Origin of the sequence: Turicibacter sp. T129 (assembly GCF_025594975.1) — a bacterium.
GTDB classification, from domain to species: Bacteria; Bacillota_I; Bacilli_A; order MOL361; family Turicibacteraceae; genus Turicibacter; species Turicibacter bilis.
On record NZ_JAMQUU010000023.1, the window covers coordinates 32,788 to 46,786 of the forward strand.

At 33.1% G+C, this 13,999-nt stretch carries 10 protein-coding genes; 9 read left to right on the plus strand and 1 reads right to left on the minus strand.

All coding sequences use genetic code 11. The features are described 5' to 3' along the window. Window positions 1-102 precede the first annotated feature (102 nt). The 8 genes from NEH75_RS04995 (at window position 103) to NEH75_RS05030 (ending at window position 11,272) form a co-directional block, all read left to right on the plus strand. On the plus strand, window positions 103-1,365 hold the full coding sequence (locus NEH75_RS04995) for a tetratricopeptide repeat protein (RefSeq protein WP_055305431.1): 1,263 nt from the start codon (window positions 103-105) through the stop codon (window positions 1,363-1,365). Between the two features lie 352 nt (window positions 1,366-1,717). Then, window positions 1,718-2,641, plus strand: coding sequence for a ribonuclease Z (locus NEH75_RS05000; protein WP_055305430.1), 924 nt, complete (start codon window positions 1,718-1,720; stop codon window positions 2,639-2,641). Window positions 2,642-2,712: 71 nt separating this feature from the next. Beyond that, a complete protein-coding gene (locus NEH75_RS05005) occupies window positions 2,713-3,090 on the plus strand; it encodes a VOC family protein (RefSeq protein WP_055305429.1) in 378 nt (125 codons plus the stop codon). A 279-nt stretch (window positions 3,091-3,369) separates the two neighbouring features. Beyond that, window positions 3,370-3,957, plus strand: coding sequence for a hypothetical protein (locus NEH75_RS05010; RefSeq protein ID WP_055241831.1), 588 nt, complete (start codon window positions 3,370-3,372; stop codon window positions 3,955-3,957). Window positions 3,958-4,141: 184 nt separating this feature from the next. Next, a complete protein-coding gene (locus tag NEH75_RS05015) occupies window positions 4,142-4,588 on the plus strand; it encodes a Dps family protein (RefSeq protein ID WP_055241829.1) in 447 nt (148 codons plus the stop codon). 616 nt (window positions 4,589-5,204) lie between these two features. Next, window positions 5,205-7,634 (plus strand): glycoside hydrolase family 31 protein, encoded by a 2,430-nt coding sequence (locus NEH75_RS05020; protein ID WP_055305428.1) that lies wholly within the window; start codon window positions 5,205-5,207, stop codon window positions 7,632-7,634. A 224-nt stretch (window positions 7,635-7,858) separates the two neighbouring features. Then, entirely contained in the window at window positions 7,859-8,650 is a 792-nt protein-coding gene (locus NEH75_RS05025) for an HAD family hydrolase (RefSeq protein ID WP_070099787.1), read from the plus strand. Window positions 8,651-9,040: 390 nt separating this feature from the next. Then, complete coding sequence (locus tag NEH75_RS05030) at window positions 9,041-11,272, plus strand: alpha-galactosidase (protein ID WP_055277393.1); 2,232 nt, start codon at window positions 9,041-9,043, stop codon at window positions 11,270-11,272. A gap of 26 nt (window positions 11,273-11,298) precedes the next feature. On the opposite strand, the gene NEH75_RS05035 is transcribed toward NEH75_RS05030, so the two are convergent. Further along, the gene (locus tag NEH75_RS05035; protein ID WP_262948602.1) at window positions 11,299-12,174 is read right to left on the minus strand and encodes an AraC family transcriptional regulator; all 876 of its coding nucleotides are present in this window, start codon (window positions 12,172-12,174) and stop codon (window positions 11,299-11,301) included. 353 nt (window positions 12,175-12,527) lie between these two features. Between NEH75_RS05035 and NEH75_RS05040 the strand changes: the two genes are divergently transcribed. Then, window positions 12,528-13,856, plus strand: a complete 1,329-nt coding sequence (locus NEH75_RS05040) for an FAD-binding oxidoreductase (protein WP_262941416.1) — start codon at window positions 12,528-12,530, stop codon at window positions 13,854-13,856. Window positions 13,857-13,999: the final 143 nt, after the last annotated feature.

Sequence of the window (13,999 nt, forward strand, 5' to 3'; positions counted from 1 at the left end):
AATATAAGAATAATTGTTGGTAAAAATTTAGAAAGTATGTTATTTTTATTAATGATATAGAAACGACCTAGTGAAAAATTAAATAGTTTAGGAGTGAATTCGTTGTTCTTAACAGTTGGAGAAAAAATACGTCAAGCTAGACAACAATTTAATTTGAAACAGGGGAGCTTTCGTAATTTTGGGATTACGCAACATTATTTGAGCATGATTGAAACAAATAAGCGTCAAGCACCAGAGCAGACGCTAAGGGATATCTATGATGCTTTCATCAATTTAACGAACGGTGAAATAGAATCTTTTTATACCTTTGAAGAATTTTGTTTACCTATTGAACTACAAGTTAGCCGTTGGTTAGATCAACAATTGAATTCAGAAACATTACCCCAAAGGTATGAAGAACTTATGCTAATTGTTGAAAAATATTCATTAGGCGAGTATATGATATTTATTGATGAGCGAATGGGTGAATATTATTTTAAAGCCCAAGATTATTCAATGATGGCATATCATTATCGTCGTGCCATTGGTAATTCGAGGAAGTTTAAATTAAATCCATCGTCTTTATATTTTGAATTTGGAAGGCGTCTAAGAAAGATTGGAAAATATGACGAAGCTGTATTGGTCTTAAGTTTAGCCTTCTTAGTAGCTAAAGAATTATCGCCTGATTCTCTGTTAGTTTGCGATGCACAAATTTATTTAGCGCTAACATATCATCGTATGAAAGAGTATCGATTAGGACTTGAAGTTGTTAATGAGTTATTGAAGAATAAAGATAATTTAAAAGAAGGTCGATATGTAGGAACTTTGATTGTTAAAGAGTTATGTATGAGACGTTTAGAAGGTGCAGAAAAATCAAGAAAATACTTATATGAGTTATTAGATTCTGATATACTAAATCAATTTCCTAGTTTCTCTCATTATGTGTATCATAGTTTAGGATGGAATTATCTTGAGTCTCAAAAATATGAGAAAGCATTGGAGGCTTTGCAAAAAGCATTACCGTTGCGGCCTAAACAATTAGATAAGGCCATAACAACTTTATTAATTGGTCGTATTTACTTTGAAATAGGTCAGTATGAAGAAGCACAAAAATATTATAGTGAAACGAAAGAGACTATTCTGATGTCAGAAAGTCTTCGTACGAAGCTATTATGGATAGATGAACAATTAGATTTATATTGCAAACTAAATCAAATCCATCAAGTTAAAGAATTGTTTATTGAGTTAAAGTCCTTAGTAGATATTGATAAGTTTCCAGAATCAATGTTATATGAGCTAAAGACAAGTATGTATAAAAGATTTGAAGGGTTATCATCCCTTCGAAGAGAAGAATATCTTTTTTTATATAATTTCTTTGCCTCTTAAAAATATCACAAAATATCACATACTTATGTGATATTTTTTTTGTTTCTTTTACTATAGTTATATAGTATTATAGACATGTACAAAGGGTAATGTACACAGGGACTAATTCTGAGTTATTTAATTTGGGAGTAAATAGCTTAGATAAGTAGACTTATTTAAAAGGTGGGAATTTTAAATAAGTTATATATGGGTAGAGATTGTTCTCATTCTTTTTATAAAATTTAAATCATCGTAGGGGTACGTTGGTTGAATCTAAAAATCCGTTTAATGTGGGAATTAAACGGATTTTTTTTATTTTAAAGGAGAAACTATATATGATTAACAACTTTTAGATTGATTTTGGAGGGCGACTATGCTTGAGGTGACACTGTTAGGCTGTGGAGGAGGAATGCCTTTACCAACTCGATATTTATCAGCAATATTGCTTCAATATAAAGGAAGAAAGATTTTAATTGACTGTGGAGAAGGTACACAAGTATCAATGCGAGAAATTAATAGTGGTTTTAAATCAATAGATATTATTTGTATTACGCATATTCATGGTGATCATATAATTGGTCTTCCTGGGATATTGGGTACGATTGGAAATAGTGGTCGTCAACAACTATTATATATTATTGGACCAGAGGGAATTAAAGAAGCTGTTGCAGCAGCGAGAGTTATTGCTAAATATTTACCTTATGAAATCATCGTGATTGAGAATCCTCGAACTCTTATTGAAGGATTAACTGATGAATTGAAGGGACAAGTTGTCATTGAAACGTTAGAGGTGGAGCATTCTTCCCCATGCTTAGCATATAAAATTCATATTAAAAGACGGCCAAAGTTTGATGTGGAGAAAGCAATAATGAATCAAGTCCCTCGTTTATTATGGAATCGACTTCAACAGGGCGAAGATATAATTGAATATGAGGGAGTAACCTACGTTAAAGAGATGGTGCTAGGTAAACAACGAAAAGGCATTCAAGTGACAGTAGTTACTGATACTCGTCCAATTAATCAAATTATTCCTTTTATCCAAAAAAGTGACTTATTCATTTGTGAAGGAACATATGGAAGTTTAACAGATATTGATAAAGCCATTAAAAATAAGCATATGACTTTTGAAGAAGCGGCAACTTTAGCTAAAAAAGCGGAAGTTGATCAACTATTACTGACACACTTTGGCGCTGCTATGACTGATCCGGCGGATTACAAAGAAAATGCGACTTCAATTTTTGAACAAACCATTATAGGAGAAGATCACTACTCGATACAATTAAATTTCAAAGACTAGAACACATGTTTGGGATTTCTAAAAAGGATGTGGTAAAATAATAGATATTCCAAATGATGGAGGTTAGTATAATGATTAATTGTATTGGAAAAGTTACAATCTATGTAAGCAATCAAGAAGAAGCAAAGCAATTTTGGACAGAGAAAATGGGATTCGTTTGTCATGAACAACCAATGGGACCTAATTTTAAATGGATGGAAGTTCGTCCAAACGAAGGAGCAGTTACATCATTCATTATTTATGAAAAAGAATTAATGCAAAAACAAAACCCAACTGCTAATGTAGGACATCCAAATGTTATTTTAAGCACTCAAGAGATTGAAAAAGCTTATGATCAAATGAAAGAAAATGGAGTAGAAGTTGGCGAATTACAAGTCATGCCATATGGTAAAATGTTCTCATTTAAAGATCAAGATGGGAATGCTTATTTACTTCGTGAAGATAAATAATTTATATAGACTATATAAGTCCAGATAAGTTTTTTACATCGTAAAAACTTTTAGCTGGACTATAGTCTGCCTTGAACGGCATGATCATCCCATATTTCGGTTGCTGTATTAAACGTAGAAAACATTTCTGTTTGTATATAGTTATCTTAAAGGGTGCTAGTCTTTTTTTATTTTTCTTAGAATTTGTTAGGGGGAAAAGCATAACATATTTTTAGTATTTGGAATATAAGTAGATAAGTTGGTAATTCTAATAAGGTACCGTTTGAGGAGGTAGATTATATGGAAAAAAAAGTGCGACTTATTAGTGCTATTATTGTACCAGCAGTATTGTTTGTTTTATTTACTACTACTTATCAAAATTATCTTCCACAAAGAAATGTAATGGAGTTATTGGATAATTATAAATCATTACATTATGATTCAGAAAATGTTGCGATTAGATTATCTACTGATTCATCAGTCGAAACAGTTCTTTTAAATAAAGTGTTACCAAACATGAACTATAAAATTTTAGAGAGTCATATTGATGGAGATACAGCAATCGTTTCTCTACAAATAAGTAATATTAATTTGGATCATATGCTTAATGATTATCAAGCTAGTTTAGTTAAACAAACATTGAAACCTGTGCAAGATCAAAATTTACAGTCAACTGCACAGATTGACGACTTTGAGATTAGTTTATTAGTTAATTTAATTGATGATCCATCGATTAAAAAAGAATATGTCAGCCAAGATATTGAGCTAACACTTCATAAACAAGACGGAATTTGGGTACTAGAGGATAATGAAGCTTTTTTTAAAGCGGTTATGGGATATCAATCTGATGAGATTACATTCGAACATCTACTTCGTGAAGTTCAGTAGAAATAGAAAGCTATTTTGATTATAACAATCAAAATAGCTTTTTTTATAAGACAGATTGTAATATTAAGTGTAACACATAAAAAACCCCCTCATTTAACTGGGTAAATGTATTGAGAATCACCAAATTTACTTTTAAACATAAGATAAATTGGGTTATTTAATTGATTAGATGGAGGGATTTAAAATGGATCAAAATCTTTATCGTGCACTGAATCAACTGTTACAAGATTTAACTGTGGCAGAGCGAAATGTTCATATTCTTCACTGGAACTTAATTGCTGAAGGTTTTATCTATTTACATCCTTATTTGGGCGATGTTTATAATCAAATTTTTGAGTATATTGATATTACCGCTGAACAAATCCGTTTTCAAGAAGCATTGCCCGAAGGAACATTACAAGAGGCTACTTCCCATACTCGTTTAAATAGCATTGACTCAAAGCGTACTTATTCTAGCCAAGAAGCGATTACTATTACAATTTCGAATCTTGAGTATTTAAAAGCATTTACAAATAATATTATTACTTATGCCGATGAAAATAAATATTGGGATATTGTTGATGTTTTTACTGCACAGGTGGTTTACTATGATAAAGTTCTATATTTCTTAAGAAGCTCTCTAGAAAAATAAGCTTTAGTTTTATATGTTAATTTATTGTAAACGAACTCATTGAACTCAAAGCATCTCATCGCGTTACTTTTTACAGTTGTTTTAGTTGATAGTTTCCTAAAGCAGTTTATTATTATTTTATTTTTTATGAGTAATTGTATCTATCTTTCATAAGTTAAGATGAGGTTAAGACATGGATGTTCCCCCCTTTCATTTAGTTGATAATGAATGAGGGCGAGCATCCATGTCTTTTTATTGTTAGAAAATACTTTTAAAGCTACTGTAACTCAATAATATAAGTTAGATGTTAAGTGGAAATTTTTTTGGAAAGCGCTATTTTCAAAAGTTGATCTAACTGGTATTATTAGGTATAGTATTAAACTTTAATTAGGATGAAATCGGAGGGGATAAATAAATTAAGATTTAAAGAAGGATTTATTATCTTAAGTCGTTGATATAATCATCATCATTGATAAATATCTTTATGGAATATTGAAGAAAAATATTGCAATTCGATTAGTTAATGAACGATAAAAAATAGATGATGTGACGACTTATTACTACAACGATTTATTTGAGGGATGGCGGTATTAGCCGTTAAATGAGAGAGATTGAATATGAAGAATGGAGAGTAAAAATGGAACAGTACATTAGTGAGCAGTTTAAAGTGACGTTTAAACCGATGGCAAATTCAGGGGCGGTCATCGAAGGAGAGCGATATCGAATTTCTTTTTTAACCTCGCGTTTAATTCGATTAGAATATGAGGAGAATGGATGTTTTGAAGATCATGCCAGTCAAGCGTTTTGGTATCGTGAACAAGAGGTACCAGCATTAAAGATTAAAGAAACAGAAGATATCATTGAAGCATCAACTGAACATTTACGTTTACGATATGTGAAAAATCAACCTTTTAGCGTGGATACTTTATCAATTGAGTTAAAATATTCATGTAAAATTTGGCGTTATGGAACGGAAGAAGGTCAAAATTTAAAAGGAACGGCTCGAACATTAGATGAAGTGAACGGGATGTTACAACTTGAAAAAGGGTTAATGTCAAGAGATGGTTATGTTATTATTGATGATTCAAAATCACTTGTTTTTAACGAATCAGGTTGGCTACAGCCACGCACCGCATCAGGAGTTGATTGTTATTTCTTTGGATACGGAACAGATTTTAAAGGATGTCTAAAAGATTATGCCAAAGTTTCAGGAAAAACGCCTTTAATTCCACGTTTTGCACTTGGAAACTGGTGGAGTCGTTATTGGCGTTATTCTGATGAAGAGTTATTAAAATTAATGACTCGCTTTGAAACGGAGGAAATTCCATTGTCGGTTTGTATTATTGACATGGATTGGCATCAAGTTGCCATTGATCCGAAATACGGAAGTGGCTGGACCGGTTATTCATGGAATCGTGACTTATTTAAAAACCCAACGCAATTTTTAAAACAATTACATGATAAAAAGTTAAAAACGTCTCTTAATTTACATCCAGCTGATGGAATTCGAGGCCATGAAGATTGTTATAAAGATGTGGCTGAATTTATGGGCGTGAATGTTGAGGAAGAACAAGCCGTTCAGTTTGATATTTCAAGTCCAAAGTTTATGAAAGCTTACTTTGATAAAGTTCATCAACCAATGGAAGCTGATGGGGTAGATTTTTGGTGGATAGATTGGCAACAAGGTCAAAATTCAAGTATGAAAGGGTTAGATCCACTGTTCTTTTTAAATCATTTACATTATCTTGACTTAGGACGTGACCAATCTAAACGTGGCTTTACTTTTTCACGTTGGCCAGGTCTTGGTGGACACCGTTATCCCATTGGATTTTCAGGCGATACGATTGTAACATGGGAATCTCTTCAATATCAGCCATACTTTACAGCAACCGCTGCTAATGTAGGTTACGGTTGGTGGAGTCATGATATTGGTGGACATATGCAAGGGTTAGATGATTCTGAACTTTATGCGCGTTGGGTTCAATATGGAGTCTTTAGTCCAATTAATCGCCTGCATACGTCAAGTGGGATTTTCAATCGCCGTGAACCATGGAAACATTCTCATGAAGCATTCAAGACGGCTAAACAGTATTTAAATCTACGTCATCAATTAGTGCCGTATCTTTATTCAATGGCTTGGCGAAATGAACAGGAAGGTCTTCCATTAGTTACACCACTTTATTACGATCACCCACATGAACAAAAAGCATATGATTATAAAAATGAGTATTACTTTGGTAGTGAATTATTAGTGGCTCCACACTTAACAAAACGCTCAAATGTGACAAATCGTAGTTATACAGAAGTTTGGTTACCAAGTGGAGATTACTTTAACTTCTTTACAGGAGAGCCTTATAAAGGAAATAATGTTTATCCGATGTATGGGAAATTAGAGGAGATGCCTGTATTTGCGAAAGCAGGAGCGATTATTCCTTTAGCAAAACATGATGATAATTCCATTGAAAATCCAGCTAAGATGGATATCTTAATTTTTGGAAAAATTCAAAATTCATTTAACTTATATGAAGATGATGGAGAAAGTCGTCAATACGAACAAGGGGCTTATGCAATTACAACGTTTGCTGTGGATGCAAAAGGAAATGATTTAACATTTAACATCTTACCGGTAGCGGGAGACGTATCCGTTTTACCAACACAGCGTGAATATTGTTTAAAATTTAGAGGTGTGAGTCAAGAGGCAGATATTGTCGTTAAGATCAATGATGAAATCATCAAGGCAGAAGCCTCTTACGATAAAGTCACTTCAACACTAAGTGTAGAGTTACCAAATTATTCGTATACGGATGTAGTTGAAGTTTTCATCACAAGTGAAGATTTATATGGTTATCATCATGATGTGAATGAAGCAATTATTGAGCTAGTTCAAGATTCAACGATCCCAATGACGGATAAACAAAAGTTTGAACCATATTTCTACGGAATTTTAGATGAGAACTTGACGATCAATGAACGAATGATACGTACACTAGCTATGCCAATTCATGAAGAAGTCAAACAAGCTGTACTATCTATCTTATTGAAAGCAAAAATGGATGACGAAAAATAAGATTAAAACCTTAGAGATGAAGTGAAATTCATTTCTAAGGTTTTTTGATTTCACGATTAAATTGTGGTGTTTTTCCCTCTAAAATAGCATGAGACTTTAATTTCATGTATAAATATCGTAAAAACTGTCGCATTTATATTGACAATTCGTTATAAAAAAATGGTATAAAGAGAAAGGATATACAGTTTGATTGAGAAGGATTCATAAAAAAGGAGAGAATAAGAATGATTAAATTAATTGCGACAGACATGGATGGAACATTATTAACAAGTGAAAAGAAGTTTCCTCCACATATGTTTAATATAATTGATCAGTTACATGAACGTGAGATTAAATTTGCGGTAGCTAGTGGACGTCAATACTATACGTTATTAAAAGATTTCGAGTCTGTAAAAGATGAAGTAACATTTATTTGTGAGAATGGAGCGCTTGTCTTTGATAAAGGAGAAAATATTTTCTGTGATGCAATGGCATATGAAGATATTGTGAAATTGATTGAAATGATTCGTCAAATCAAAAATGCTTATCCAATTCTATGTGGAGTAGAATCAGCTTATATTGAGGATACTCATGAAGAATTTAATGAAAATGCAGATATGTATTATGCTCGTTGTGAACGTGTGGATGATTTACTTGAAGCTGCAAAGAGAGATAGAATTTGTAAAATAGCTATTTTTGATACAGAGGATGCGCAAATAAATACTTACATGCATGTTAAACATTTGAATGATAGCTTTAAAGTTTCGCTATCAGGACATCAATGGGTAGATATTATGAATCCGACGGTTAATAAAGGTGAAGCCATGCGTCTAATCCAAAAGAAATATAATATCTCTTATGATGAGACAATGGCTTTTGGAGATTACTTAAATGATTATGAGATGATGCAAACTTGTTATTATAGTTATGCTATGGAAAATGCCCATGAAGATTTAAAAGCTATTTGTAATTTCAATGCCCCATCCAATGATGAATTTGGAGTGATTACGACAATAGAACATTTTTTAAAAAAATAAAAAGCATATTATTTGTCTAAAAAAAAGTCGTGTGAGATAATGAAAATGTCTCAGAGAGACAACTGTAAAACAATACAATAAAGTCCTTGCCAAGACTTTTTTTAAACAGTAATTTATCCCCTCAAGAGTATTTAATAATTACCCCCTCAAATAATTATTAATAACCTCAAAAACTTGATCCGGTTACCTTTTGTAACTGGATCTTTTTTTGTTCTTAAAGATATTGGCTTGGAATTGTGTAAAAAAGTAAATTTTACTATAAAAGACCATACATTTAACCATATATCTATAACATCTAAACATGGTAAGAAAACGGTTCCTCGTTTATAATGAAGGCATGTTCAGGACAATCTGAAAGATTAGATGAATGAAGAATAAGGAGAGGGAACCATGCCGATTTTATTTAACGAGCAAACGAAAGAGTTTCATTTATACAATGATGAAGTAAGCTATATCATGAATATCTTACCAAATCACCAATTAGGGCAATTATACTACGGTAAAAAAATTCGTCATAATGACTCATTTGCACATTTATTAGAAGAACGTCCACGTCCATTATCAGCCTGTGCGTTCGAAGGAAATATGAGCTTCTCAATGGAGCATATTAAACAAGAGTATCCTTGCTATGGAACAGGTGATTTCAAATATCCTGCCTATGAAATCTTACAACAAAACGGAAGTGACATTACAAACTTTGAATATGTTTCACACTGTATTTATAATGGAAAACCAAGACTTTCAGATAAATTACCTGCAACATATGTTGAAGTTGATGAAGAAGCAACAACAGTAGAAGTTACATTAAAAGATGAACTAATTCAAACTAAATTAGTATTAACTTATACTATTTACGAAACACGTCCGGTTATTACTCGTAATGCCCGCTTCAAACATTTAGGAGAAGAGCAAATCACATTAACAAGTGCGATGAGCGCATCTGTTGATTTACCAGACTATGATTATGAAATGATTGAATTAACAGGGGCATGGTCAAGAGAGCGTTATGTTAAAAATCGTAAATTAGAACATGGAATCCAAGCTGTGTATAGTATGCGTGGAGCTAGTAGTTCAAACTATAATCCATTTCTAGCCTTAAAACGTCCACATACAACTGAATTTGATGGAGAAGTTTATGGGTTTAGCTTAGTTTATAGTGGAAACTTCTTAGCACAAGCAGAAGTTCATACATATGGCACAACTCGTGTAATGATGGGATTACATCCAAATCGTTTTAACTGGGTACTAAGTCAAGGTGAAGAGTTTCAAACACCAGAAGTTGTCATGGTATATAGTGAAAATGGTTTAAATGGAATGAGTCAAACTTATCATGAGTTATATCGTACACGTTTATGCCGTGGATATTGGCGAGATCGTGTGCGTCCAATTCTAGTGAATAACTGGGAAGCCACATATTTCGATTTCAATGAAGATAAAATTGTGTCAATTGCCAAAGATGCAAAAGATTTAGGGATTGAATTATTCGTCTTAGATGATGGATGGTTTGGTAACCGTGAAGATGATACAGTAGGATTAGGTGACTGGTACGTTAAAAATTTTGAAAAGTTACCTAACGGAATCACGGGACTTGCAAATCGTGTCACTGAATTAGGGATCAAATTCGGATTATGGTTTGAGCCAGAAATGGTAAATAAAGATAGTGACTTATATCGTGCCCATCCAGATTGGATTTTAACAACACCAAACCGTCGTGCCTGTCATGGACGTAACCAATACGTTTTAGATTTTTCACGTCAAGAAGTTGTAGACTATATCTATGAAGCCATGGCAAAGGTATTAGGGGAAGCTCCAATTTCGTATGTAAAATGGGATATGAACCGTAACATTACAGAATGTTTCTCAGCAGTAGCTAATGCTGCCGATCAAGGGAAAGTATTCCACAAATATATTTTAGGAGTATATGATTTATATGATCGTTTAACGACAAAATTCCCTGAAATTTTATTTGAATCATGTGCAAGCGGAGGGTCACGTTTTGATCCAGGTATGTTATACTATGCACCACAAACTTGGACAAGTGATGACACAGATGCGATTGAACGTTTAAAAATCCAATACGGAACATCAATGGTATACCCAATCAGCAGTATGGGATCACACGTGTCAGCTATTCCGAACCACCAATTATATCGTCATGCACCATTATCGACGCGTGCAAATGTCGCTTACTTTGGAACATTCGGATATGAGTTAGACTTAAATAAGTTAACAGATGTAGAAAAAGAAGAAGTAAAAGAACAAATTAAATTCTTTAAAGAATACCGGGAAACAATCTTCAATGGAACATTCTATCGCTTAGTAAGTCCGTTTGAAGGTAATGAAACATGCTGGATGATGGTTTCACCAGACCAAAAAACAGCATTAGTTGGATATTATCGTCCACTAAATGAAGTGAATGTTGGATTCCGTCGTGTGAAATTACAAGGATTAAATCCTGACTTTAAATACCATGTTTCAATTAATGAGACAACTCACTACGGTGATGAGTTAATGAATGCTGGTTTAATTACATCAGATGGTTCATGTGGTGAAAATAAAAATCCATACGATGGGACAAATGGAGACTACCAATCACGTATCTACGTTTTAACAGCGGAATAATAAAAAGATGTAGAAGGATTTACTTTCTACATCTTTTCTTTTTGGTGAGGATCTGTATCTCGTTTATAATAGTTTTCGGTATTAGATTTCCGATATTGAGTTGGCGTTAAGCCAGTCACTTTTTTTAAAGTTTTTGAAAAAGCAAGTGGGTCTGTGTATCCACAAGAATGAGCAATAGTATTAATTGAAAGAGTCGTATTCATTAATAATTCGGAAGCTTTCGTAATACGAAATTTAAGTAGAAATTGTTGAGGTGACAGATGCATCGTTTGTTGAAAAATGGTTGTTAAATAGGTTCGACTAAGTGAAACATAATTTGCGATATCTGCAACTAAAATAGGGTTCTGATAATTTTTTTGAATGTATTCAATGGCTTTACTAATATAGAGATTATCAATTTCTACATCTTCTTCGTATGGAATTTCAGCTGATTTGGCAAGAGCAGCAAAGAATAAAAATAATAATCCTTGTAAGGAAAATTCATTATAGTGGCTCAATGTATCGTGCCTCATCATTTGATCGAGATAAGACTTTAACAAATCAGAATCATTGCAAGAGAAAGTATAAGTCTTTTCGTCCAATCCACTATATTTTAGATACGTTTCAGCTTTACTACCATCAAATCCAATCCATAAATAAGTCCATGGCTCCTCTTCATCCGCTTGATAAAATGTTAACTCCTTTGGTCGAATTAAAAATCCTTGATTTGCCTCAATCGTATACTTACGCTCATTCACATAGTAATAGCCTTTTCCTTTCAATACATAATGAATGAGATAATTAGGTCGAACTGCCGGTCCAAAAGAATAAGAAGATGGACACTCTTGATGTCCACAATATAATAAATAGAAATCTTCAAATGTTTGATCCTTAAATTTTAAAAATGAATAACTTAGTGACATACAATCCCCTCATAATTACTAAGACATCTTTACTAAGATTATAGCGTAAAAGATGGTAAATAGATAAAAAATAACAATAAAATTGGAGAAAAAAATATGATTATGATATGCTTAACAAAGATATATAAGTTCATCTAAGTTTTTTACATTGCAAAAAGTTAACCCCCTAGCAGTGGAGGAATAGATTTCTTTCAGAAATCGCTAGGTGACCCACGGCATAACTATCAAATATTTAGGTTGCCGTAGTAAAAGTAGATTTTATTTTTGTTTGTATATAGATTTTAAGTTTAATTACGTTAATTAGAGTAATGATTATTAGAATCTTATAACATAGTTAAAGAGAGGTATTAAATATGGATTTTAATGCATTGAGTGGAGTCGTTGTCACTAAGGAAAGTCCTAATTATGAAGAATGTTGTTTATCTTGGAATCGTGCGATTGAGAAACACCCATTAGTTATTGTGTACTGCCAAGAGAATCAAGATGTTATTCAGGCAATCAAGTGGGCAAAGCAATACGGAGTTCCATTTCGAATTCGTTCAGGAACTCATCATTATGAAGGTTATTCAACAGGGGATCAATTATTAGTCATTGATGTTAGTTGTATGAACCGCATTGAGTTAAATGAAACAACCGTTAAAGTTCAAGGTGGCGTTCGTAATCGTGAATTGTATGAGGCTGTTTGTGGAGCGGGTTATCCTTTTCCAGGTGGTGGGTGTCCAACGGTAGGAGTTGCTGGCTATACACTTGGTGGAGGCTGGGGATATTCTAGCCGATTATTTGGATTAGGCTGTGACCAATTAATTGAAGCTGAGGTTATTACTGCAGAAGGGCAATTAATCGTGGCAAATGCTAATCAACATGAAGATTTATTTTGGGCGCTTCGCGGTAGCGGTGGCGGAAACTTTGGAGTGGTGACGTCATTAACGTATCGCTTACCAGAAAAAATAGAAATGGCAACATTAATCAATATTGATTATGAACACGTTGGATTTGCCAAAGTGGTTGATGTCGCGCTTCGTTATCAACGATTCTTTAAAAATTTAGATCGTCGTTTGAATTTAAAGATGGCGATGTATAATTCTGAAACGAAAGGAAAAGGCGTAAAGTTAACAGGACTTTTCTATGGTTCAAAAGAAGAAGCTCAAGACTTGCTATCCTTATTCCAAGATGCTACTGATTTTGATTTTTACTATATGACTGTTTTACAAGCGAATCGTGAGATTCAAGATAGCCATCCAGAGTTTGAAATGTACCGTTCAGGTGGACGTTTTATTCATCGTGATTATAGTGCCGATGAATTATTAACCATGTTAGATTTAATTGATGAACGTGCACAAGGTTCATTATATACAGCAATTACGTTCTATGGATTAGGTGGTGCCATTGCTGATATAGAAAAAGATGAGACAGCTTTTTATTATCGTGATGCTTCCTTTATTCTTGGTTTCCAATCGGTATGGGAAGATCCAAAGTACCGAGCTATTAATAATGAATGGGTATTAGAACGTTTTAATGTATTAGCAACCTATACACGAGGATCATTCATTAACTTCCCGATTGTGCAACCGGGTGATTATGAAAAGAACTATTATGGAGATAATTTAGAAGCTTTAAAAGCAGTTAAAAGAAAGTATGATCCTGAAGGGATTTTTCACTTTGAACAAGCCATAAAACCATAAAAAAGCGGATAAAGTATCCGCTTTTTTTGAGTCAAAATGACAGTTTTAAAATAAGACAAAATCACATTGACACTCATCCCTTGGACTGATAAGATGATAAGGAATTTTGAAGTGTAAAGTTTAATCATTTTAACGCTAAAAAG

What these genes read in the sequence shown, in the direction of transcription:
- NEH75_RS05000 (WP_055305430.1), top strand. Translation starts at nt 1,718, where the DNA reads ATGCTTGAGGTGACACTGTTAGGCTGTGGAGGAGGAATGCCTTTACCA.
- NEH75_RS05005 (WP_055305429.1), top strand. Translation starts at nt 2,713, where the DNA reads ATGATTAATTGTATTGGAAAAGTTACAATCTATGTAAGCAATCAAGAA.
- NEH75_RS05010 (WP_055241831.1), top strand. Translation starts at nt 3,370, where the DNA reads ATGGAAAAAAAAGTGCGACTTATTAGTGCTATTATTGTACCAGCAGTA.
- NEH75_RS05015 (WP_055241829.1), top strand. Translation starts at nt 4,142, where the DNA reads ATGGATCAAAATCTTTATCGTGCACTGAATCAACTGTTACAAGATTTA.
- NEH75_RS05020 (WP_055305428.1), top strand. Translation starts at nt 5,205, where the DNA reads ATGGAACAGTACATTAGTGAGCAGTTTAAAGTGACGTTTAAACCGATG.
- NEH75_RS05025 (WP_070099787.1), top strand. Translation starts at nt 7,859, where the DNA reads ATGATTAAATTAATTGCGACAGACATGGATGGAACATTATTAACAAGT.
- NEH75_RS05030 (WP_055277393.1), top strand. Translation starts at nt 9,041, where the DNA reads ATGCCGATTTTATTTAACGAGCAAACGAAAGAGTTTCATTTATACAAT.
- NEH75_RS05035 (WP_262948602.1), bottom strand. Translation starts at nt 12,174, where the DNA reads ATGTCACTAAGTTATTCATTTTTAAAATTTAAGGATCAAACATTTGAA.
- NEH75_RS05040 (WP_262941416.1), top strand. Translation starts at nt 12,528, where the DNA reads ATGGATTTTAATGCATTGAGTGGAGTCGTTGTCACTAAGGAAAGTCCT.